Raw genomic sequence first — 21,002 nt, 5'->3', positions numbered from 1 at the left:
GACGCGAGGACGCCAGGAGGGTTGAAGCGCTGGCACTCTCATGGGTAGAGTGCTAGTCGGTACCGGATCACCGCCGCGGCACCCGCGACGACGCGGCAACCGATCCGGCCGAACAATCTTCCGCAGTAAGACGAGACGAGAAGGACTGACATCGTGGCAGGCGTGAACATCAAGCCGCTTGAGGACAAGATCCTTATTCAGGCCATCGAGGCCGAGACGACCACCCCTTCGGGCCTGGTCATCCCGGATTCGGCGAAGGAGAAGCCCCAGGAGGGCAAGGTCATCGCAGTGGGCCCCGGCCGCTGGGACGAAGACGGCGACAAGCGTATCCCGCTCGACGTCGCTGAGGGTGACACCGTCATCTACAGCAAGTACGGCGGCACCGAGATCAGCTACAACGGTCAGGCCTACCTGATCCTGTCGGCGCGCGACATCCTCGCCGTCGTCAGCTGAGACTGACTCGCAGAAACCAACACCGCCCCGGCGGCCTCGCGGCCGCCGGGGCGGTGTTTTTCGTGGGCCGGTTCTCAGGAGGCCAGGTAGCGGGCGGGTTCGCGGCGGCGGATCAGGTTGCGTTCGTGCTCGGACAGCCCGCCCCAGATCCCGTAGATCTCGTCGACGGCCAAGGCGTGTGAACGGCACTGCTGGATCACCGGGCAGGCGGCGCAGATCTTCTTGGCCTGTCGTTCGCGCTGCAGTCGGGCATGGCCGCGCTCGCCTTCCGGATGGAAGAACACCGACGAGTCGAGGCCTCGGCACCCGCCTTCGCGCTGCCAATCCCAGAAGTCGGCGTTGGGCCCGGGCAGTCGGTCTGCGGTGATGGTCACGGCATTTCCTTCTCTCGAAGTGACTAGGTGCATCGCCCACGCTAGGGCGGCCGATTCCGGCCCGTCAAACCGCCGATAAACCCTGGATGAGCTGCATTTTTGCGATCAGGTGAACATCCGGTGCCGCTCCTGGGCTTTCGTCGCCGAGCGGTAACACCGGGTAAACATGACGTGGCATCGCGCCCGGGTTCGACGACCAGAAGTCACCGAGTGTTACCCGTGGAGAAACTGACGAGATGAGGATCATGAGACCCGAGCCGACCCCCGCACCGACTGGAGTGCAGGAGTGGCAACGTGCCGTCGATCTCGGGGCGCAGGGGCGTGCCGCGGCGGCGCGGCGGGTGCTGTCGACGCTCACCGCGGACCCGGCCGTCTCACCCTCGGTGGCCTCCCTGGCCCACAGCACCCGTGCCTCGCTGCTCCGGCAGGCCGGCGGTCACGGCCCGGCCCGCGTCGGTGACGGACGGGCCTGCCTGCTCGCCGTCGGCGCGACGCGGACATGCTCCGGAGCCGACGGCGCCGCGGACGCCGGATGGTTGTCCGCGGCCTGGCTCGACGGACTCGTCGGGTTGGCTGCGGACAATCTGGGGCTCGGGGACTTCGCGGCCTCCCGGCGCCTCCTCGACCGCGCGGCCGAGCACGCCGCGGCGTGCGCGGCGCTCGACTCGGCCGACTGGCGCACCGCGGCGCGGACGCGGCTGCGGCTGTCCTGGGTGCGCAGCGAATGGGGCCTCTACTCCGGCGATCTCGATACCGCGCGTGCGGCCGCGGCCGCATCGGCGGAGCTGGTGGACGCAGTGCCCTCGGACCGGCACCGCATCAAGACCGACCTGATCGGCGCCGCCGTCGCCGCGGCGAGCGGGGAGACCGAGGCGGCGGTCGCGGCCGGGCGCGGGGTCTTCGAGCGAGCCGCGGCGGGCGGTCTGCTGCCGCTCCAGTGGGCGGCCGCCGCGCTGCTCTCCGGGGTGGACAGTGCCGCCGAATATGCCTCGGACGTGGTGTTTCTCCGCGATCGTCTGGCTCGGCGAGGAATGCCCCTCGCGCCCCTGTCCCCGCTGGAACGGCACGGCCGATAGGGTGACTTGGTGACCTGTCGACCCGTGCTACCCGCGACCGCGCGGCGGGCACGGATCGACGATGTAACACTTCGAGCACAACATGACGATGAAACTGACAGGTGAGGCGCTGGACCGCAAGGTCCGTGAAGCGGTGGCTGGGGACCGCGCGGCGCTGAGCTCAGTGCTCGAAAGCGTGCGGGATCCGGTCCTGCGCTACTGCCGGGCACGGGTGGGTGCCGGCGAACGGCACCTATTCTCCGCTGACGACGTTGCGCAGGAGGTGTTGATGGCAGTCATGACCGCGGTGCCCAAGTATGAGGACCAGGGCCGGCCCTTCATGGCCTTCGTCTACGGCATCGCCTCGCACAAGGTGGCCGATGCCATGCGCTCGGCCGCACGCGTCAAAGCCGATCCCGTCGACGTCATTCCCGAGGTGGTGGACTTCTCCACCGGACCCGAGCAGCAGGCCGTCGACAACGACGCCAGCCGCCGGATGGCCGAACTCCTCGAGCAGCTCCCCGAGAAGCAGCGCGAGATCCTCGTGCTGCGTCTGGTGGTGGGCCTGTCCGCAGAGGAGACCGCCGACATGGTCGGCAGCACGCCCGGCGCCGTGCGCGTGGCCCAGCATCGGGCCTTGACCAAGTTGAAGAAGCTCATAGCTGCAGGAGGTGGCCGATGAACGAGCAGGACCCATCGGTCGATATCGGGGCCGTTCACCACGACGACGAGTTCCTCCAGGCCCTCGCCGACGGCACCGCGTTGCCGTCCGGCGACGGCCCGGTGGACCCGGCAGAGGCCGAACTCGGCGCGCTGCTGTTCGCCTGGCGCACCGAGGCGCTCGCCGCGCCCGCACCGACCTCGCCCACCCTCGAAGAGGTGGAGCGGGCCATCGTCGCGGCCGACTCCGACCGCAAACGCCAGGCGATGTCGCGCCACCTGCGGATGATCTCCGGCGCCGCCGCGATCACCGCGGTCGCAGCGGCCGGACTGCTGGTGCTGTCGGAGAATTCGCAGCCAGGCGATCCCCTGTGGAACGTGAAGAAGGTCGTCTTCGCCGAGGAGGCGCAGCAGACGCAGTCCACCTACGACGTGCAGAACGGTCTGGAACGGGCCGAAACCGCGCTGTCGGAGGGGGAGACCGCGCGTGCGGCCGCGCTCCTCGACCGCGCCGAACGCGAACTCGAGCCGGTCCAGGATGCCGATACCCAGCAGCGCATGCGGCAGTGGATCGCTCGTCTGCGCAGCAGCGAGGCCCTGGCCAAGGATCCGACCACCTCGCCGGTGCCGTCCGTCTCGAGCAGCGACCCGGCAACGCCACCGGCGGAGGCTTCGGATTCGATGTCGGTGACCGTCACGGTGACCCCGTCGGTGCCGCCGACCTCATCGGTGCCGCCGACCTCCTCGCAGGCCCCGTCGACGACGCCGTCGGCATCCGGTTCCTCGTCGACGTCCGAGAAGTCGAGCTCGTCGAGTAGCAGTAGCAGCAGCCAGTCTGCCGCCCCGGAGAACTGACGGGCGCGCAGAACTGACGGGCCCCGAGAACTGACGGGCCCGGGCACTCGAGGAAGCGGGCCTAGCGGCCGTCGCGGAAGATGGCGTGCGCGTCGGCGAAGCCGCGGCAGTAGTCCCAGGTGACGTAATCCTCCGGGCGCGGATCCAGCGCGGGTTCGTGCGGACGCACCGAACCGTCGAGCAGTAATTGGTGCAGGCTGGCGCGCAGCATGTCCCAGTCGTGGAAGTGATCTTCGCGACAGTCCTCGCAGATCACCACGAGGCCGCGGATGCCGCGGGGAGCGAGAAGTCGTTCGTAGATTTCCAGGTCGACCAGATCCTCGCGGACCGCCTCGCGCTCGTGATCATCAAGCGGTACACCGGGTTCGAGCGCGTCGAGCGCTGCGGCCGGGTCGCTTGGGTCATCGGCGAACGGGTCCGGCGGCATGCCGGGAGGGAAGTGGTCGTGCACGCCTCCACCGTAGCCGATCGCGACCGGTCGGTGCTCCTTCCGTGGTGTCCCCGGTCACCGGCGGGCGCCGGATTCGGTGCGGGTCGATACGATAGAGCGATGACGCCCGTACGCACTGGTGGAGATGATCCCAACAAGGTCGCGATGCTCGGCCTGACCTTCGACGATGTCCTGTTGTTGCCTGCCGCTTCGGACGTGGTCCCGAACAAGGTCGACACGTCCTCGAAACTCACCCGCGAGATCACGCTGCGCGTGCCGCTGGTCAGTTCGGCCATGGACACCGTGACCGAGTCGCGGATGGCCATCGCGATGGCCCGCGCCGGCGGCATGGGCGTCCTGCACCGCAACCTGTCGATCGAGGCGCAGGCAGCCTCGGTGGAGACGGTCAAGCGGTCGGAGGCGGGCATGGTGACCGATCCGGTGACCTGCAGTCCCGACAACACCCTCGCCGAGGTGGACGCCATGTGCGCGCGGTTCCGGATCTCCGGACTGCCCGTGGTCGACGACGCCGGTGCGCTGATCGGCATCATCACCAACCGGGACATGCGCTTCGAGCACGATCAGTCGCGCCCGGTGTCCGAGGTGATGACCCCCGCGCCGCTGGTGACCGCGCAGGAAGGCGTGTCAGCCGAGGCGGCACTGGGCCTGCTGCGCCGCCACAAGATCGAGAAGCTGCCGATCGTCGACGGCAACGGCCGCCTCACCGGTCTGATCACGGTCAAGGACTTCGTCAAGACCGAGCAGCACCCGAACGCCACCAAGGACGCCGACGGCCGCCTGCTGGTCGGCGCCGCGGTGGGTGCCGGCGACGAGGCGTGGACGCGTGCCATGGCCCTCGCCGACGCCGGCGTGGACGTGCTCGTGGTCGACAGCGCGCACGGCCATTCGCGCGGTGTGCTGGACATGATCGGCAAGCTCAAGGCCGAGATCGGCAGCCGAGTGCAGCTGATCGGCGGCAACGTCGCCACCCGCGGCGGCGCCCAGGCGTTGATCGACGCCGGGGTGGACGCGGTCAAGGTGGGTGTCGGACCGGGTTCGATCTGCACCACGCGCGTGGTCGCCGGTGTGGGCGCCCCGCAGATCACCGCGATCCTCGAGGCGTGCGCGGCGGCCAACGCCGCCGGTGTGCCGGTGGTGGCCGACGGCGGCCTGCAGTACTCCGGCGACGTCGCCAAGGCCCTCGCCGCCGGCGCGTCGACCGCCATGCTCGGATCGCTGCTGGCGGGCACCGCCGAGTCGCCGGGCGAGATGGTCCTGGTGAACGGCAAGCAGTTCAAGAGCTACCGCGGCATGGGCTCGCTCGGGGCCATGCAGGGCCGTGGCCAGGGCAAGTCGTACTCGAAGGACCGCTACTTCCAAGACGACGTGTTGGCCGAAGACAAGCTGGTGCCCGAGGGCATCGAGGGCCGGGTGCCCTTCCGCGGCCCGCTGAACCAGGTGATCCACCAGCTGACCGGCGGCCTGCGTGCGGCCATGGGCTACACCGGTGCTCAGACCATCGCCGAGTTGCAGCAGGCACAGTTCGTTCAAATCACCGCGGCCGGACTCAAGGAGTCCCACCCGCACGACATCACCCTCACGGCCGAAGCGCCGAATTACTACACTCGCTAAGCAGCGAAGAGAAAGGCGCCACTCGTGCGTGACCTCGTGGAATTCGGCATGGGCCGGACAGCTCGTCGGACTTATGAACTCGACGACATCTCGATCGTGCCCTCGCGGCGGACCCGTTCGTCCAAGGACGTGTCCACCGCGTGGCAGATCGATGCCTACCGGTTCGACATGCCGATCCTCAACCATCCGACCGACGCCATCGGCTCACCGGAGACGGTGATCGCGCTGGGTCGTCTCGGCGCGCTGGGCGTGCTCAACGGCGAGGGCCTGTGGGCCCGGCACGACGATGTCGACGCCAAGATCGCCGAGCTGCTGGAGATCGCCGATCGCAGCGACGACCCGTCGGCCGCGGTGGCCTTCCTGCAGGAGCTGCACCGGGCGCCGGTGCGGCAGGAGCTGCTCGCCGCCGCCGTCGCGCAGGTGCGTGCCGCCGGTGTCACCACCGCGGTCCGCGTCAGCCCGCAGCATGCGCCCGAGGTGACCCCGGCGCTGCTGGAGGCCGGAGTGGAGATCCTCGTGGTGCACGGCACCATCATCTCCGCCGAGCACGTGACGCTGGTCGATCGCGGCGCGGAGGAGGGGCTGGTGGCCGAGCCGCTGAACCTCAAGACCTTCATCTCCGACCTGGACATCCCGGTGATCGCCGGCGGCGTGCAGGACCACCGCACGGCGCTGCACCTGATGCGGACCGGTGCCGCCGGCGTGATCGTCGGCTACGGTTCCGCCGAGGGTGCGACGACCACCAACGAGGTGCTCGGCATCGGGGTGCCGATGGCCACCGCGATCGCCGACGCTGCCGCGGCGCGTCGGGACTATCTCGACGAGACCGGCGGGCGGTACGTGCACGTGATCGCCGACGGCGACCTGCACACCTCCGGCGACGTCGCGAAGGCCCTGGCCTGCGGCGCGGACGCGGTCTCGCTGGGCACCCCGTTGGCCGCGGCCGACGAGGCACCCGGCAAGGGCTGGTACTGGCCGTCGGCCGCCGCCCACCCGGACACCCCGCGCGGCGCGCTGCTGCAGGTGGCTCCGCCGGAAGACCGGGCGAGCCTGGAGCGCGTGCTCACCGGTCCGTCCGACGATCCGGACGGCCTGCTCAACGTGATCGGCGCGCTGCGTCGGTCGATGGCCAAGGCCGGCTACAGCGACCTGAAGGAATTCCAGAAGGTCGGGCTCTCCGTTCGCGGCTGATCCCACGCGCCCAGACCCCGCGGGGCACCCGCCCGCGGCTACAGTGAGCGCGTGGAAGAAGTGATGGACGACGTCTTTTCCGCCGTCGCCATGGGTTTCGAGATCCTCGGAGCCCTGGCGATGGTGGTCGGCACGCTTGTGGCGATCGTGCTGGGCCTGCGGGCCGCACAGCGCCGCGTCCCCGGTGAACAGGTCTTCGGGGTGGTGCGGCGCACGCTGGGCGGCGCGATCCTGCTCGGCCTGGAGGTGCTCGTGGCCGCCGATCTGGTCCGCACCATCACCTCCAAGCCGTCGATGGAGGACGCGCTGATCCTGGGCATCATCGTCCTGATCCGGACCGTGCTGTCGATCTCCATTCAGATCGAGATCGAGGGGACGCTGCCGTGGCGACGGGCGCTGCTGTCCAGCGGGGCCGGCGTCGTCGCCGCCGAAGTACGCCGCGACCGGGCCGCGGAAGCGACCCCTACCGACAAGTAAGGGCAGGCTTGCTACCTGAAATGTGACAACGGTCATTAGAATCGTGCACATGGCGAGCAGTGACTACGACGTCCTCATCATCGGTTCCGGATTCGGCGGCAGCGTCAGCGCGTTGCGGCTCGTGGAGAAGGGGTACCGGGTCGGCGTGATCGAAGCCGGTCGACGCTTCGAAGACGAGCAGTTCGCGAAGACCAGCTGGCGACTGCACAAGTGGCTGTGGGCGCCTCGCCTGGGCCTGTACGGCATCCAGCGCATCCACGCCCTCAAGGACGTGATGATCCTGGCCGGTGCCGGCGTCGGCGGCGGTTCGCTGAACTACGCCAACACCCTGTACAAGCCGCCGACCCCGTTCTTCACCGACCCGCAGTGGGCGCACATCACCGACTGGGAAGACGAGCTCACGCCGCACTACGAGCAGGCCCGCCGCATGCTCGGTGTGGTCACCAACCCGACCTTCACCAACTCCGACCGGGTGATAAAGCAGGTCGCCGAGGACATGGGGGTGGGGCACACCTTCGGTTCCACCCCGGTCGGGGTGTTCTTCGGCGCCAAGACCGGCGGTGAAGGCGCGCCGGGGCAGACCGTCGACGATCCCTACTTCGGCGGGGCCGGGCCGCGTCGTACCGCCTGCACCGAGTGCGGGGCGTGCATGACCGGCTGCCGGGTGGGCGCCAAGAACACCCTGATGAAGAACTACCTGGGACTGGCCGAGGCGAACGGCGCGCAGATCATCGACCGCACCACCGTGGACCGGCTGGAGCAGCGCAGCGACGGCAGCTGGGTGGTCTCCGCGCGAGGCTCGTCGGCGTGGGGCCCGTTCGGTGCGCGCCGCCGGCAGTACACGGCCGATCAGGTGATCATCGCCGCGGGCACCTTCAACACCCAGAAGATCATGTTCAACGCCAAGGACTCCACCCTGCCGAAGGTGTCCGACGCGCTGGGCGTGCTCACCCGGACCAACTCGGAATCGATCCTGGGTGCGCAGGCGGTCAAGGTGGATCCGGCCAGCGACTTCTCCGAGGGCGTGGCGATCACGTCGTCGTTCTACCCGGAAGCCAACACCCACGTCGAGCCGGTGCGGTACGGCAAGGGCAGTAACGCGATCGCCTTCCTGCAGACGTTGATGACGCAGGGCGGCAGTGTGCCGAACCGGGTGGGGCAGTTCCTGCGCCAGGCGATCAAGAATCCGTTCCTGCTGGTGCGCCTGCTGTGGGTGCGCAAGTGGAGCGAGCGGACCGTCATCGCCCTGGTGATGCAGAACTCGAACAACTCGCTGACCACCTTCCTGCGCAAGCGCGGCCCGCTGAAGTACGTCACCAGCAAGCAGGGCCACGGCGAGCCCAACCCCACCTGGATTCCCAAGGGCAACGAGGCCAATCAGCGGGCGGCCGACCTCCTGCCCGGCGGCCTGGCCGGCGGTACCTGGGGCGACATCTTCAACATGCCGCTGACCGCGCACTACCTGGGCGGATGTGTGATCTCCGACGATCCCGCCACCGGCGTCATCGATCCGTACCACCGGGTGTGGAACTACCCGACGCTGCACATCACCGACGGTGCGTCGATTTCGGCGAACCTGGGCGTGAACCCGTCGCTGTCGATCTGCGCGCAGGCCGAGCGTGCCGCGTCGCTGTGGCCCAACAAGGGCGAGCAGGATGCGCGCCCGGCGCAGGGTGACGGCTATGCCCGGATGGCGCCGGTGTCTCCGGTGGCACCGGTGGTGCCCGCCGAGGCGCCGGGGGCGCTGCGGCTGTCGATCACCCCGGTGCAGGCCACACGGGACTCGCAGCCGGAGGCGGTCCTCGACCAGAGCTAGCAAGCCTCATACGCAGGGCTGTCCACGCATCGTCGACGCGACAATGTGGACAGCCCTGCGACGTTTTGAGACGTAATGGGGCGGGTGCGACCGGCAACAGAGCACACGGCCGATCTGGCCGATACGGTGCACCCGAGTCCCATGCGCACTGACCTCACCGCTCTCGCACCGAGAGGGGTGGTGCCGACTCCTGGCCGGTGAGGACTAACCGCAGTGGCAGTGTTCGAAGTCGTCGTACAGATTCTGTTGTTCCTGCTGCCACTGGTGGTAGGCGCGAAGTACGGCCCGATGGCCCTCATCGGCGCCTCGGGCCTGTCGGTGTTCATCATGGTCGAGGTGATGCGGCTGGTGCCCGGGCAGCCGCCGATCTCGGCGATCTTCATCGTCCTGGCGGTGATCAGTGCGACGGCGGCGATGACCGCAGCGGGCGGCATGGCCTGGCTGGTGCAGAAGGCAGAGAGCGCGCTGCGCAAACACCCCGGCCGAATCCCGCTGGTCGGCCCGCTGCTGGTGTGGCTGTTCGCGATAATGTCGGGCACCGGCAACATCACTTTCGCACTGGTCCCGGTCCTGTACGAGGTCTCCTACGGCGCCAAGATCCGTCCCGAACGGGTGCTGGCCACCGCCAACGCGGTGTCCCAGCTGGCCCTGATGGCCAGTCCGGTGGCCGCCGTGACCTACGTCTTCATCAATCTGACCGAGACTGACGGCAATACGCTTGGCAAAACCCTCGCGGTGACCGTGCCGGCGTCGTTGATCGCCACCGTGCTGGCCTCGCTCGTCATGTCTCGCTACGGCAAGGAACTCGACGACGACCCCGAATACCAGCGACGGTTGGCAGCGGGCGAGATCGCGCCGCCCGCGCCGACGTCGGCCAGCGGTGAGCCGGTCGAACTGCGTCCGCGCGCGGCATGGAGCGTCTACTTCTTCTTGGCCGGAGTGGTGATCGGCTGCGTGCTCGGCCTGTTCCAGCGGCTTCGCCCGACCTATCCCAAGCTGCTGCCCGACGGCACGTATGCCGACGTCGCGGTATCGATGTCGTTCATGATCCCGATCGTGATGTTCGCCGTCACCGGAGCCATCATGATCTTCTGCCGCCTCAAGACCGCCGCGGTGATCTCCGAACCGATCATCGGCACCGGTCTGATCGCCGCGCTGCTGCTGCTGGCCGTGCCGGTCCTGGCAGGCACCATTCTCAATGCGCACATGGAGGCGGTCACCTCGTTCGTCGGCAGTGCGATCGGCGTGACGGTGATGCTGTTCGCACTGCTGCTGTTCCTGCTGGCCTCGCTCATTCAGAGTCAGGTGGCGTCGCTGACCATCCTGGTGCCGGCCGCGGCGGCCGCGGGGCTGGGTGCGGGTCCGATGACCGGCATGCTGGGCGCGGCCAGCGGCAACAACCTGCTGGCGTCGATGGGCGGTCTCGGTCAGGCGTGCATCATGACCGACAAGACCGGCTCCACCAAGCAGGGCTCGATTCTGATCAACGGCTCGTTCCTGGTGCCCATGTTGCTGTGCTCGGGATTCGCGATCGCGATTGGCCTGGGCCTGCAGTTGCTCGTTTACTGACTCGTCCGACGCGTCCTGCTCTGTCCTCGTTCGCCCTCGTCTCGATAGGAAACCGGCCTGCCATGTCTGCTCTCGCCGAGATCTACCTCGACCTGCATCAGCACCCCGAGCTCTCGGGTGCCGAAGTCCGAACCGCCGGTATCGCAGCGGCGGCGCTGGCCGAGGCCGGCTACACAGTCACTGAACGCGTCGGCGGCCACGGCGTCGTCGGCGTCCTGGTCAACGGCGACGGCCCCACCGTGTGGCTGCGGGCCGACATGGACGCCCTGCCGGTCCTGGAGGAGACCGGGCTGGACTACGCCAGCACCGTGACCGCCGTCGACGCCGACGGCGAGACCGTGCCGGTGGCACACGCCTGCGGACACGACATGCACACCACGGCCCTGATCGGGGCGGCGCAGCAGCTGGCGGCGACGACCGCCGACTGGGCAGGCACCGTCGTCGCGGTGTTCCAGCCCGCCGAGGAGGACCTCTCCGGTGCGCGCGCGATGGTCGACGACGGTCTGCTCGACCGAGTCCCGCACCCCACCGTGATCCTCGGCCAGCATGTGGCGCCGGGCCCGGCGGGCATGCTCTTCTACCATCCCGAATACACGCTGGCCGCCAGCGATGCCCTGGAGATCACGCTGTTCGGCCGGGGCGGGCACGGTTCGCGTCCGGAAGCCACCGTGGACCCGATCGTGATGGCCGCCGCGGTGATCCTGCGATTGCAGACCATCGTCGGTCGCGAGGTGGCCGCCACCGATCAGGCCGTGGTGACCGTGGGGGTGGTCGAAGCCGGCACCAAGAACAACATCATTCCGGAGACTGCCACCCTCAAGTTGTCGGTGCGAACCTTCGATCCGGTGGTACGCAGCAAGGTGCTGGCCGCCGTCGAGCGCATAGTGCGCGGTGAGGCGGCGGCCTCCGGGGCTCCGCGGGAGCCGGAGATCGTGACGCTCTACAGCGGTCCGGCCACCCACAACGACGCGGATGCCCTGGCAACGGTGCTGAGTGCATTCCACGCGCGGTTCGGCGGCCAGGTGATGGAGGTGCCCGCGGGCACCGGCTCAGAAGACTTCGGGCAGCTCGGGGCGGCCGCCGGCGCCCCGTCCGTGTACTGGTTTCTGGGCGGCGCCGATCCGCAGCTGTTCGCACCGCCAGCCGACCTGTTCCAGGTGCTCGCCGAGATCCCGTCGAACCATTCGCCCGAGTACGCGCCGGTGATCGAACCGACCCTCAGCATGGGTGTGGACGCACTGGTCACCGCGGCCCGCGCCTGGCTGGACCGGTAGGTCCCGCCGGAAGGCCTCATTCGGCCTGTACGAAGTCCTTGCTGCGGATCAGGGCGAAGGAGGCGAGCCCGCCGACGACGGCGACCACGCCGCTGATCAGCAGCAGGGTGTTGAGGCCGTCGGTGAAGGCGGTGGCGATGGTGTCGCTCGCACCGGCCCGCAGATCGGCGGGCACCTTCTCGACGAGAATCTTCTGGTCGCCCGCGGTGACCGCCTTGGCGATCTCCGGAACGTCGTCGCGCAGGCGGGTGTCGTCCAACGACTGCTCGAGGCTGCCGACGATCTTCGAGGAGAACAGGGTGCCGTACACGGCGATACCGACCGCGATGCCGACCTGGCGGAAGGTGTTGTTGATGCCCGACGCCATGCCGGAGCGGTCGACGCTCACCACGCCGACGGCAGTGGAGGCCAGCGGGGGATTGACCATACCGGCGCCGAGGCCGGCCACGATGAAGCCGGGGATCAGGTGGGTCCAGCTGCTCTGGGCGTCCAGGCCCATCATGGCGAACAGACCGATGCCGACCAGGAGGAGGCCGGGGCCGATCATCCAGCGGACGGGCACGCGCTCGGTGAGGCGGCCGGCGATGGTCGCGGCGACCATGGTCACCGCCGAGAACACCAGCAGACGCAGACCGGCCTCGAAGGCGTTGTAGCCCAACTGGTCCTGCAGGTACAGCACGAAGTACAGCAGCATGGCGAACATGGAGCCGTTCATGCAGAACGCGGCGATGGACCCGCCGAGGAACGTCGGGACGCGGAACAGATCCAGGTCGAACATCGGCTCGCGGAGCCGCCATTCGATGATGCCGAAGGCGATGAGGGCCGCCGCAGCGGCGCCGAAACACCACAGGACCGTGGTGTTGGTCCACGAGGTCTCACCGGCCTCGGTGAAGGCGTAGACGAGGGCGAACAGGCCGCCGGTGAAGGTGATCATGCCCGCCCAGTCGATCCGTCGGGCGTACGGTGCCTTCGACTCGCTCATCAGGATGAAGGTGAGGACGAGCGCGATCGCGCCGATGGGGACGTTGACGTAGAAGATACCGCGCCAATCGAGCCCGGTGGTGATGGCGCCGCCGAGGATCGGCCCCAGCGCGGTGGCGATACCGGTGACCGCGCCCCACACACCGAAGGCGATGCCGCGGTCCTTGCCGACGAAGGTGGCGGCGAGGATCGCCAGGGACGTCGCGAACAGCATGGCGCCGCCGATGCCCTGACCGGCGCGCGAGAGGATCAGCATCTCGGGGCTGGTGGCCGCGCCGCACAGGGCCGAGCCCGCGGTGAAGATGCCCAGGCCGATCGCGAAGATGAGGCGTCGCCCGAAGCGGTCCGACAGCGAGCCCGCGGTCAGCAGGAGCGCTGCCAGGGAGAGAGCGTAGGCGTCGGTGACCCACTGGAGCTGGGAGAACGAGGCGCCCAGGTCGCGCTCCATGTCGGGCAGCGCCACCATCACGATCGTGACGTCGAGCAACAGCATGAAGGTGCCGAGGCAGACGATCACCAGCGTCCACCACTTGTTTTTCGGCGTACTGTGCACCCGTTCTCCTTAGATTCGTGATCTCACCGAGCAGGCAATCACAGGCCAGCACTCCGCCCGCCGGGCTCGCCGGGATGTCGGCGAACCCCGGCGGGCGGGAGTCGGTCGGTCAGATGTACAGCGCGGGTTCGGCGTACGGGTCGATCACGTCCGGTCCCGGACGCGACTTCGCCGCCACGCCGATCGCGACGTAACCGTCGGGGACGTCGTGGACCACCACGGCGTTGGCGCCGATCTTCACGTCGTCGCCGAGCGTGATGGGGCCGAGGATCTTGGCGCCGGCGCCGATGAGGACGCGGTCGCCCACGGTCGGGTGGCGCTTGCCCTTGCTCATGCTGGTGCCACCGAGGGTGGAGCCGTGGAACATGAGGACGTCCTCGCCGATCTCGGAGGTCTCACCGATCACCACGCCCATGCCGTGGTCGATGAAGAAGCGCCGCCCGATCACCGCGGCCGGGTGGATCTCCACGCCGGTCATGAAGCGGGCGAACTGCGACAGCAGCCGGGCGGGCACCCGCAGCAGGCGATTCTTGTTCCACAGGGCGTGCGCGATGCGGTAGAGCCACAGCGCGTGGACGCCCGGGTACGCGATCGCCACGAGGAACCGGGAGGTGGCCGCGGGATCGCGGTCCCGAGCCACCTGCAGGTCCTCGCGGAGAACGGAGAGGAGGCCCGGATGATCGGGACGTGCCGGGCGCTCGGGCGTCACTAGTCCACGAGTCCTTCGAAGAGCGCCGTCGACAGGTAACGCTCGCCGAAGTCGGGGAGCACCACGACGATGGTCTTGCCGGCGAACTCGGGGCGCTGGGCCACCTGCACGGCGGCGGCCAGCGCGGCGCCGGAGGAGATGCCGACCAGCAGGCCCTCTTCGGTGGCGGCGCGACGAGCCCAGGCCAGCGAGGTCTCGGCGTTGATGTCGATCACCTCGTCGTAGACGTCGGTATCGAGCACCTCGGGCACGAAGTTCGCGCCCAGGCCCTGGATCTTGTGCGGGCCGGGGGCGCCGCCGTTGAGGATGGGCGACTCCTCGGGCTCGACGGCGAAGACCTTCACGTCGGCGTTCTGGCTCTTGAGGTAGCTGCCGGCGCCGGTGACGGTGCCGCCGGTGCCGATACCGGAGACGAGCGCGGCGACGGTGCCGTCGGTGTCGTTCCAGATCTCCGGCCCGGTGGTGGCGCGGTGGACCGCGGCGTTGGCCGGGTTGGCGAACTGGCGGGCCAGCACGGCGCCGGGGCGCTCGGCGGCGATCTCCTCGGAGCGGCGCACGGCACCGGCCATGCCCTCGGCACCCGGGGTCAGGATGAGTTCGGCGCCGAACGCGCGCAGCAGGGCGCGACGTTCCTTCGACATGGTCTCCGGCATGGCCAGCACCACGTTGTAGCCGCGGGCCGCGCCGACCATCGCCAGGGCGATGCCGGTGTTGCCGCTGGTGGCCTCGACGATGGTGCCGCCGGCGGGCAGCGTGCCGTCGGCTTCGGCGGCGTCGATGATGGCGACGGCGATGCGGTCCTTCACCGAGTTGGCGGGGTTGTAGTACTCGAGCTTGGCGAGCACGGTGGCACCGGCGCCGTCGGTGATCCGGTTGAGGCGGACGAGCGGGGTGCGACCGACCGCAGCGGTCACATCATCGAAGACATTCGACACAAGAATTCCTTTGACGTCGGGTGGGTAATGCGTCTGTAATCGAGACTAGTCCAGCCCGCGGGCGGCCAGAGTGTCGGCGAATCCGTCCGCGGTGTCCAGCGTCGCCAAGATGGCCGGCACGAAGAGTACGCGGGGCCCGGGCCGCAGGCCACGGGCTCGGCGGGCCTGATCGACCTGGGTGAAGACTTCCGCGATGAGCGGTATGGACCGAATTGTCAAGGCTAAAGCCATGGCAATTAAATCCGTCCGCACGCCGAAACGCTCGAGTGGCCGCAGGGCGCCGACGATGGTCGCGAGCAGGTCGGACGTGCGCGTGGTCAGCGTGACGACGGCCGCCAAGCCGATCGACGCCAGCAGGATCGCGGACACCACCACGGCCCGCTGCCAGTCGGTGATAAAGAGCTGGAAGCCGAAGATCAGGGCGACGACGAATAGCGGCCCGCGCATGAGCGGCCACGCGCGTACCGGTCCGATGCCGGCCGCCGCGAAGACCAGGACCGTGGCGCCGACGGCGACCGCCGCCCCGGTCGTCGTGGTGACCAGCACGCTCATCGCGATGATCGCGCCGATCAGTGCCAGCAGTTTGAACCCGGCGGGCAACCGGTGGATGGGGGAACGCCCGGGCACATAGGTGCCGAGCATGCTCACGGCGGCGTCACTGTTTCGCGTGTTCGACGTCGACCATCCAGCTCACGCCGAAACGGTCGACGCACATGCCGAAGCCCGCGGACCAGAACGTCGCGGTGACCGGCATAGACACCGTTCCGCCGTCGGCGAGCGCCGCGTGGACGGTGCGGGCCGCCTCGATGTCGGGGGTGCTGGTGGAGACGGCGAAGCCGGTCTTGGGGCCGTCGTCGCCGGTCGGGTCGTCCGAGCCGAGCAGCAGGCCGCCGTCGGGCAGGGTGAGCGACGCGTGCATCACGAAGTCGCCGCCGCCGGGCATCCGGTCGGCCTCCGGGACGTCGGAGTTGCGCATGATCTGCAGCTCGCCGCCGAAGATCTCGCGGTAGCGCTCGAACGCCTCGGTGCAGTTGCCGCTGAAGAAGAGGTAGGGGGTCACAGCCATGATCGATCACCGTTCCTGTTGTGCGTGTTCTGCGGACACTTCAGTATCTACCCGCTTGCGAGCGGTGACTACTCCATCAGCCCGCGGTAGTACGCGATGGCCGGGGCCGGGGCGTCGTCGGCGACGACGCGGCCGCCGTCGAGCACCAGCACGCGGTCGTAGTTCTCCAGCATGTCGAGGTGGTGGGTCAGGACGATGAGCTGTTCGTCGAGCCCGGCGAGGACCTCGCGCAGCATGTTGGCGTTGCGCAGGTCGAGCATGGTGGTGGGTTCGTCGGCGATCAGGATCGACGGCCCGATCACCATGATCGCGGCCAATGCGAGGAGCTGCTTCTGCCCGCCGGAGAGGGTGTGCGACGGCTGGTCGGCGTGGTCGGCGAGGCCGAACTTGGCGAGCGTGGCCATTGCCTGCTCGTGACGCTCGCGCTTGTCCTTGGTGACGCGGGTCAGGGAGAGGTCGATGTCTTCCAGGACCGTCGGCATGATGATCTGCCGGTCCGGGTCGGAGAAGATGAAACCAACCTGCTTGCGGACCTTGCGCTGATTCTTGGCGACGTTGAGGCCGTTGACGGTGACCGTGCCGGTGTCCGGGCGGACCAGGCCGTTCATCATGCGGGCCAGCGTCGACTTGCCGCTGCCGTTGGCGCCGATGATTCCGATGCGGTGTTCGGTGAGCGTGAGGTTGACGCCGGTGAGAACGGGACGGTCGCCGAAAGAGCGGCTGACGTCGTCGAACTCGATGGAGGTCATGGCCGGATCATTCCGCGGTCTGGGTGAACTGGCTGCGCCGGATGCGGAGGGGATGGATCAGGCCCGGGCGACCGCGGTGCACGGCGGCCGCGACCAGGGCCGCGAGCACGGCCTTGATGACGTCGCCGGCGACGAAGACGCCGTTCGAGGTGACCGCCGCGGTGAAGGAGATGTCGGTGCGCAGCATGAGGCCGGCGACGCCGCACGCGTAGATCACCAGCACGCCGCCGAGCAGGTTGATTCCGATGCCCAGCCACAGGTTGTAGCGCGGCATCATGAACGCGGTCAGCACGCCGATCACGATCACGCCGGGCAGGAAGCCCACGAAGTAGCCGGCGGTCGGGGAGCTCAGCGCCATGGTGCCGGTGCGGAAGCCGGCCAGGATCGGTAGGCCCGCGATCGCCAGCACCATGAAGAGGACCACGGCGGCGGTGCCCTTCTTGGGGCCCAGGATGGCGCCGGCCATCATCACGCCCATGGTCTGCAGGGTGATCGGGACGCCGCCGGCGAGGTTGAACTGACCGGGCAGGCCGAGGACCACGATCAGTGCGGCGAAGACCGCGGCCTGCGTGAGGTCGTTGATGGAGAACTTGAGGAAGCCTGGCACGTGAACAGGGTAAGTCGTGCGGTGGTGCCCCGGGCCGGTGGCCCTGCGGGTTCGTGCCAGACTGGGCCGGTGAAACTCGATTCGCGCCTTCCGCATCCGGGTCCCCGAGTTCCGCTGTTGGGGGACGTCTTCGGTGTCGACCGGAACAATCCGACGCAGCACGAGATGACTCTCGCGGAGCGCCTCGGGCCGATTTTCGAGCGCAAGCTGCTCGACGTCCGGCTGGTGCTGGTGGCCGGCGGCGAGCTCGCCGGGCAGTGCAACGACGAGGACAACTGGGCGCGGGCGCTGGCCGGACCCACGTTGAAGTTCCGCGGGATCACCGGTTCCGGGCTGTTCACCGCGAAGACCTCGGATCCGCTGTGGGGCCAGGCGCGGCGGGTGCTGGAGCCGGGCTTCGCGCAGTCGGCGTTGCGGACCTATCACGCGGCCATGCAGTCGGTGGCCGACGATCTTATCGAGTACTGGTCCGGCCGCGAGGTGGTCGACGTGCACACGGCGATGACCAACGCAACGCTGGAAGTGATTGCGCGCGCGGGCTTTTCGCGCAACCTCGGGTTGTTCACGCAGGAGGGCGCCGATCCGCAGGCGCAGACGCTGCTGGTGGCGCTCGACCAGGTGCTGACGTGGGCGTCGGAGTCGACCAACGATCTTCCCGTCGTGGGCCAGGTGCGCGGGCTGTTTCAGGAGCGGGCCTTCCAGGCGAACCTGGAGAAGACGCGGGCGTTCATCGACGGCATCGTCGCCGACCGGGTGAGCGGGAAGGAGCCCGCCAGCGACGACCTGCTCGGGCTGATGCTCGACACCGTCGACCCGGACACCGGCGAGAAGCTGCCGCACCAGAACGTGCGCGACCAGGTGCTGACCTTCCTCGTCGCCGGACACGAGACCACGGCGGCGCTGCTGGAGGTGACGCTCTGGTACCTCGCGGCCCGGCCCGGCCTCGCGCAGCAGGTGACCGACGAGGCGCGAACCCGCGGCTTCGACTACTCCGGGGTGGCCGGCATGCGGACCACCCGCAACATCCTGAACGAGTCGCTGCGGCTGTGGCCGCCGGTGCCCGGGATCTTCCGGGTCTCGCGCAAGGACCAGCAGTTGGGCGGGTACGACATCCCCGCAGGCTACGCGGTGTTCGTCCTGACGCTGGCCGCGCAGCGGGACCCCGAGGTGTGGGGTCCGACCGCCGCGGCCTTCGATCCGGAGCGTTGGGAGGCGAAGGCGCTGCGCGAGTACCCCGACCGCTACTTCACGCCGTTCGGCACCGGGCCGCGCAGCTGCATCGGCCGGGCCTTCGCCATGCAGGAGTCGGCGCTGCTGGTGTCGCGGATCTGCGACGCGTTCGAGCTGTCGTTGGCCGAGCCGGCCGCCGGGTCGGATCCGGAGATGACCGAGCGCGGCACCCTGCGCCCGGTCCCGTTCTCGGTGAAGCTCTCCGCCCGCGCTGCCGTGTAGTTCCTCGCGGGGTATTTCTTGTTCACCCGGCCGATGAAGTAGCGCTGCCGCGAGACTGTTGCGCTCGGTGTGCTGTGACCATCAAGTGCGTCGGTCTCGCGACCGCCCCCGTCAGGTGAACAGGGCAGTGGCCGCGGCGGAGTCGGCGGCGGCCTGCTGCACGCGGGCGCTCTCGTGGCGGTCGACCTCGGTCTCGACCATCTGCTCGAGGTCGTCGGAGGATTCCAGGCGAGCGCGGTAGCGCTGGTCGCGATGCATGGCCTGCACGCGGTCGACCATCTCCGCGAAGGAAGCCAGCGCGCTGACACGCTCGAGGAGCTGGTCGACGGCCTCGTCGATGAGGTCCGCCTTGCGGACGTAGAGGTCCACCACGTCGGGGTCTTCGCGGAGGTCGCCGCTCGGCGCGGGGCCGAGTTGGGCCTGCTGCGCGTTGAGTGCGCGAGCGCGGGCGCCGATGGCGGTCAGCTCGTCGACCAGGTCGAGGCGGACGGCGTGCTCGTCGAAGAAGTCGTGCTCCCACACCGGTCGCCCGGCGATCCGGTGGACGATCTGCGCCGCCACCCACGGGAACTGCCCGAGGCTGTGGTTCTGCAGCCGGCGCAGCGCGGTCTTGTCCTCGTCGGCGAGGACGTAGTCGTGCGCCAGGCGTGCGGGCAGGGAGTCGTCGGCCGGTCCGTCCTGACTGCTGAACCAGCCGGACGAGCGCACCGGGCGATCGGCGAACTCATTGCTGGTCCACTGATCCCACGCCAGCACCAGATAGCCGTGGGCCTTCTGGGGAGTGTCCTCGCGCGTCCACCGCCGGGCGCGGACGTCGGCAAGCAACTCGTCGCACTGTGCCTGCCGGTCGATGCGTCCGGCGCGGCGGCGGCGCTCCAACTGCGCCAGCGGGTGGGCGTCCTCGGCCCGGCGCCGTCGCCGCGCGATCCGCTGCTGTCGGCGCGCGGTTCCGTGCTGGAACGGAGCGAGGATCAGCGCAGCGAGCATGGCGCACAACGACCACAGGAGCGTCGCGGCAGCGGACACCGCGAAGACGCCCGCGACGAGGACGACGAGGATCAGTCCGAGCTTGACCATGGCGTCAGGAAAGCACGGGCCTACGACATGGCCAACGGATTATGAGTCCGCTGCGCCGCGCAGTCCGCGCCGCCGGCGTCGGGAACGCTCAGAGGTGGTTGGCGCGGAGTTCCTCGGGGGAGAGCGGGGAGAGGAGACCGGGGGCGATGTCGTACACGGTCTTGGCGCCGATGTCGCCGGCCTTGTTCAGGCGCGCGGCGGCGCGGGCGTAGGCCACGAGCACGCTGGCGGTGAACTCCGGATTGGACTCCAGGGTGAGGCTGTACTCGATGACCTGCTTGGTGCCCTCGGAGGTGGTGCCGCTGCGAATTACGAAGCCGCCGTGCGGCATTCCCTGGTGGTCGCGTTCCAGCTCCTCGGCGGTGATGAACTCGACGGTGGTGTCATAGGGCTCGAAGTAGTTCGGCATGTTCACGATCGCCGCGCGCACCGTGTCGGCGTCGGCGCCGTCGGCCAGCACCACGAAGCACTGGCGGGTGTGGCGCTCGCGCGTGGACAGCTCGGGGTTCTCGCCGGCGCGGACGCGCTCGATCGCGGTCTCCGACGGCAGCGTGTACTGCACGCCGCCGGCCACGCCGGGTACGCGGCGCAGCGCGTCGGAATGACCCTGGCTGAGGCCGCGGCCCCAGAACGTGTAGGTGCTGCCCTGGGCGAGCAGTGCCTCGCCGAATACGCGGTTCAGCGAGAACAGGCCCGGATCCCAGCCGGTGGAGATCACGGCGGTGGTGCCGGCCGGGCGGGCCGCGGCGTCGACCGCGGCGAAGTGCTCGGGGATCTTCGCGTGGTTGTCGTAGCTGTCGACGATGCAGTACTTGGCCGCGAGCGCCGGGCTCTGCTCGGGCAGGTCGGTGGCCGAGCCGCCGCACAGGACGAGGACGTCGATGTCGTCGCGCCCGGCCTCCAGGTCGCTCATCGCGAAGACCGGCGTCGAATCGCCAACCGTCGCAACGGTTTCCGGGGCGCGGCGGGTGAAGACGCCGACCAGGCTCATGTCCGGGTTGAGTCCGATGGCGGTCTCCACGCCGCGGCCGAGGTTGCCGTAGCCGACGATGCCGACCCGAATCTGCGTAGTCACTGCCTGGACCTC

The 21,002-nt window shown here is 69.1% G+C and carries 22 protein-coding genes; 11 read left to right on the top strand and 11 right to left on the bottom strand.

Annotation, left to right across the window (positions count from 1 at the left end; all coding sequences use genetic code 11):
* Positions 1-153: 153 nt before the first annotated feature.
* Positions 154-453 carry a co-chaperone GroES gene (groES, locus tag ACFFJD_RS08620; protein WP_345314241.1) on the top strand — a complete coding sequence of 100 codons (300 nt, stop codon included), beginning with the start codon at positions 154-156 and terminating at the stop codon, positions 451-453.
* Positions 454-527: 74 nt separating this feature from the next.
* On the opposite strand, the gene ACFFJD_RS08615 is transcribed toward groES, so the two are convergent.
* Positions 528-827 carry a WhiB family transcriptional regulator gene (locus ACFFJD_RS08615; protein WP_382363130.1) on the bottom strand — a complete coding sequence of 100 codons (300 nt, stop codon included), beginning with the start codon at positions 825-827 and terminating at the stop codon, positions 528-530.
* A 236-nt stretch (positions 828-1,063) separates the two neighbouring features.
* On the opposite strand from ACFFJD_RS08615, the gene ACFFJD_RS08610 reads away from it, so the two are divergent.
* The 3 genes from ACFFJD_RS08610 to ACFFJD_RS08600 all read left to right on the top strand — a co-directional run bounded on the left by ACFFJD_RS08610 (position 1,064) and on the right by ACFFJD_RS08600 (position 3,397).
* Positions 1,064-1,903, top strand: coding sequence for a hypothetical protein (locus ACFFJD_RS08610; protein WP_382363128.1), 840 nt, complete (start codon positions 1,064-1,066; stop codon positions 1,901-1,903).
* An 88-nt stretch (positions 1,904-1,991) separates the two neighbouring features.
* Positions 1,992-2,564, top strand: coding sequence for a sigma-70 family RNA polymerase sigma factor (locus tag ACFFJD_RS08605; protein ID WP_382363126.1), 573 nt, complete (start codon positions 1,992-1,994; stop codon positions 2,562-2,564).
* The gene (locus tag ACFFJD_RS08600) at positions 2,561-3,397 is read left to right on the top strand and encodes an anti-sigma-D factor RsdA (RefSeq protein WP_382363124.1); all 837 of its coding nucleotides are present in this window, start codon (positions 2,561-2,563) and stop codon (positions 3,395-3,397) included. The genes ACFFJD_RS08605 and ACFFJD_RS08600 overlap by 4 nt, the downstream gene beginning before the upstream one ends.
* A gap of 61 nt (positions 3,398-3,458) precedes the next feature.
* Here ACFFJD_RS08600 and ACFFJD_RS08595 read toward each other — a convergent pair whose 3' ends face one another.
* Entirely contained in the window at positions 3,459-3,848 is a 390-nt protein-coding gene (locus ACFFJD_RS08595) for a DUF5319 domain-containing protein (protein WP_382363122.1), read from the bottom strand.
* A 99-nt stretch (positions 3,849-3,947) separates the two neighbouring features.
* Here ACFFJD_RS08595 and guaB point away from each other — a divergent pair, with 99 nt between their 5' ends.
* The 6 genes from guaB (at position 3,948) to ACFFJD_RS08565 (ending at position 11,786) form a co-directional block, all read left to right on the top strand.
* A complete protein-coding gene (gene guaB, locus ACFFJD_RS08590; protein WP_382363120.1) occupies positions 3,948-5,459 on the top strand; it encodes an IMP dehydrogenase in 1,512 nt (503 codons plus the stop codon).
* 24 nt (positions 5,460-5,483) lie between these two features.
* Positions 5,484-6,650: a GuaB3 family IMP dehydrogenase-related protein gene (locus ACFFJD_RS08585; RefSeq protein ID WP_382363118.1), complete on the top strand. Its 1,167-nt coding sequence runs from the start codon at positions 5,484-5,486 to the stop codon at positions 6,648-6,650.
* A gap of 63 nt (positions 6,651-6,713) precedes the next feature.
* Positions 6,714-7,127 (top strand): DUF1622 domain-containing protein, encoded by a 414-nt coding sequence (locus ACFFJD_RS08580; RefSeq protein WP_382363374.1) that lies wholly within the window; start codon positions 6,714-6,716, stop codon positions 7,125-7,127.
* Between the two features lie 49 nt (positions 7,128-7,176).
* Positions 7,177-8,943 (top strand): GMC family oxidoreductase N-terminal domain-containing protein, encoded by a 1,767-nt coding sequence (locus ACFFJD_RS08575; RefSeq protein ID WP_382363116.1) that lies wholly within the window; start codon positions 7,177-7,179, stop codon positions 8,941-8,943.
* Between the two features lie 213 nt (positions 8,944-9,156).
* Positions 9,157-10,512: an anaerobic C4-dicarboxylate transporter family protein gene (locus tag ACFFJD_RS08570; protein ID WP_382363114.1), complete on the top strand. Its 1,356-nt coding sequence runs from the start codon at positions 9,157-9,159 to the stop codon at positions 10,510-10,512.
* 62 nt (positions 10,513-10,574) lie between these two features.
* The gene (locus ACFFJD_RS08565; RefSeq protein ID WP_382363112.1) at positions 10,575-11,786 is read left to right on the top strand and encodes an amidohydrolase; all 1,212 of its coding nucleotides are present in this window, start codon (positions 10,575-10,577) and stop codon (positions 11,784-11,786) included.
* 16 nt (positions 11,787-11,802) lie between these two features.
* Here ACFFJD_RS08565 and ACFFJD_RS08560 read toward each other — a convergent pair whose 3' ends face one another.
* The 7 genes from ACFFJD_RS08560 to ACFFJD_RS08530 all read right to left on the bottom strand — a co-directional run bounded on the left by ACFFJD_RS08560 (position 11,803) and on the right by ACFFJD_RS08530 (position 17,386).
* Positions 11,803-13,260, bottom strand: a complete 1,458-nt coding sequence (locus tag ACFFJD_RS08560; protein WP_382363372.1) for an MFS transporter — start codon at positions 13,258-13,260, stop codon at positions 11,803-11,805.
* Positions 13,261-13,429: 169 nt separating this feature from the next.
* Positions 13,430-14,029, bottom strand: a complete 600-nt coding sequence (gene cysE / locus ACFFJD_RS08555) for a serine O-acetyltransferase (protein ID WP_382363110.1) — start codon at positions 14,027-14,029, stop codon at positions 13,430-13,432.
* Positions 14,029-14,964 carry a cysteine synthase A gene (cysK, locus tag ACFFJD_RS08550; protein ID WP_382363108.1) on the bottom strand — a complete coding sequence of 312 codons (936 nt, stop codon included), beginning with the start codon at positions 14,962-14,964 and terminating at the stop codon, positions 14,029-14,031. The genes cysE and cysK overlap by 1 nt, the downstream gene beginning before the upstream one ends.
* Before the next feature lie 45 nt (positions 14,965-15,009).
* Positions 15,010-15,612 carry an energy-coupling factor transporter transmembrane component T family protein gene (locus ACFFJD_RS08545; RefSeq protein WP_345314232.1) on the bottom strand — a complete coding sequence of 201 codons (603 nt, stop codon included), beginning with the start codon at positions 15,610-15,612 and terminating at the stop codon, positions 15,010-15,012.
* A gap of 7 nt (positions 15,613-15,619) precedes the next feature.
* Positions 15,620-16,030, bottom strand: a complete 411-nt coding sequence (locus ACFFJD_RS08540; protein WP_382363106.1) for a VOC family protein — start codon at positions 16,028-16,030, stop codon at positions 15,620-15,622.
* Between the two features lie 68 nt (positions 16,031-16,098).
* Positions 16,099-16,779: an energy-coupling factor ABC transporter ATP-binding protein gene (locus ACFFJD_RS08535; RefSeq protein WP_382363104.1), complete on the bottom strand. Its 681-nt coding sequence runs from the start codon at positions 16,777-16,779 to the stop codon at positions 16,099-16,101.
* A 7-nt stretch (positions 16,780-16,786) separates the two neighbouring features.
* Positions 16,787-17,386 (bottom strand): biotin transporter BioY, encoded by a 600-nt coding sequence (locus tag ACFFJD_RS08530; RefSeq protein ID WP_382363102.1) that lies wholly within the window; start codon positions 17,384-17,386, stop codon positions 16,787-16,789.
* 69 nt (positions 17,387-17,455) lie between these two features.
* Between ACFFJD_RS08530 and ACFFJD_RS08525 the strand changes: the two genes are divergently transcribed.
* Positions 17,456-18,838 carry a cytochrome P450 gene (locus tag ACFFJD_RS08525; protein WP_382363100.1) on the top strand — a complete coding sequence of 461 codons (1,383 nt, stop codon included), beginning with the start codon at positions 17,456-17,458 and terminating at the stop codon, positions 18,836-18,838.
* Between the two features lie 111 nt (positions 18,839-18,949).
* On the opposite strand, the gene ACFFJD_RS08520 is transcribed toward ACFFJD_RS08525, so the two are convergent.
* Positions 18,950-19,915: a hypothetical protein gene (locus tag ACFFJD_RS08520; protein WP_382363098.1), complete on the bottom strand. Its 966-nt coding sequence runs from the start codon at positions 19,913-19,915 to the stop codon at positions 18,950-18,952.
* Positions 19,916-20,003: 88 nt separating this feature from the next.
* Complete coding sequence (locus ACFFJD_RS08515) at positions 20,004-20,990, bottom strand: diaminopimelate dehydrogenase (RefSeq protein ID WP_382363096.1); 987 nt, start codon at positions 20,988-20,990, stop codon at positions 20,004-20,006.
* Between the last annotated feature and the right edge of the window lie 12 nt (positions 20,991-21,002).

This window comes from Gordonia phosphorivorans (assembly GCF_042432625.1).
In the GTDB taxonomy this organism is placed as follows: Bacteria; Actinomycetota; Actinomycetes; order Mycobacteriales; family Mycobacteriaceae; genus Gordonia; species Gordonia phosphorivorans.
Note: the sequence above shows the minus strand (reverse complement) of the source record. Positions and strands in the feature narration are given on the sequence as shown.

Bases quoted from the DNA above. Each gene is read 5' to 3' on its own strand.
- ACFFJD_RS08610 (WP_382363128.1), top strand. From the start codon at position 1,064: ATGAGGATCATGAGACCCGAGCCGACCCCCGCACCGACTGGAGTGCAG.
- ACFFJD_RS08605 (WP_382363126.1), top strand. From the start codon at position 1,992: ATGAAACTGACAGGTGAGGCGCTGGACCGCAAGGTCCGTGAAGCGGTG.
- ACFFJD_RS08600 (WP_382363124.1), top strand. From the start codon at position 2,561: ATGAACGAGCAGGACCCATCGGTCGATATCGGGGCCGTTCACCACGAC.
- guaB (WP_382363120.1), top strand. From the start codon at position 3,948: ATGACGCCCGTACGCACTGGTGGAGATGATCCCAACAAGGTCGCGATG.
- ACFFJD_RS08580 (WP_382363374.1), top strand. From the start codon at position 6,714: ATGGACGACGTCTTTTCCGCCGTCGCCATGGGTTTCGAGATCCTCGGA.
- ACFFJD_RS08575 (WP_382363116.1), top strand. From the start codon at position 7,177: ATGGCGAGCAGTGACTACGACGTCCTCATCATCGGTTCCGGATTCGGC.
- ACFFJD_RS08565 (WP_382363112.1), top strand. From the start codon at position 10,575: ATGTCTGCTCTCGCCGAGATCTACCTCGACCTGCATCAGCACCCCGAG.
- ACFFJD_RS08560 (WP_382363372.1), bottom strand. From the start codon at position 13,260: ATGCTGTTGCTCGACGTCACGATCGTGATGGTGGCGCTGCCCGACATG.
- ACFFJD_RS08540 (WP_382363106.1), bottom strand. From the start codon at position 16,030: ATGGCTGTGACCCCCTACCTCTTCTTCAGCGGCAACTGCACCGAGGCG.
- ACFFJD_RS08535 (WP_382363104.1), bottom strand. From the start codon at position 16,779: ATGACCTCCATCGAGTTCGACGACGTCAGCCGCTCTTTCGGCGACCGT.
- ACFFJD_RS08520 (WP_382363098.1), bottom strand. From the start codon at position 19,915: ATGGTCAAGCTCGGACTGATCCTCGTCGTCCTCGTCGCGGGCGTCTTC.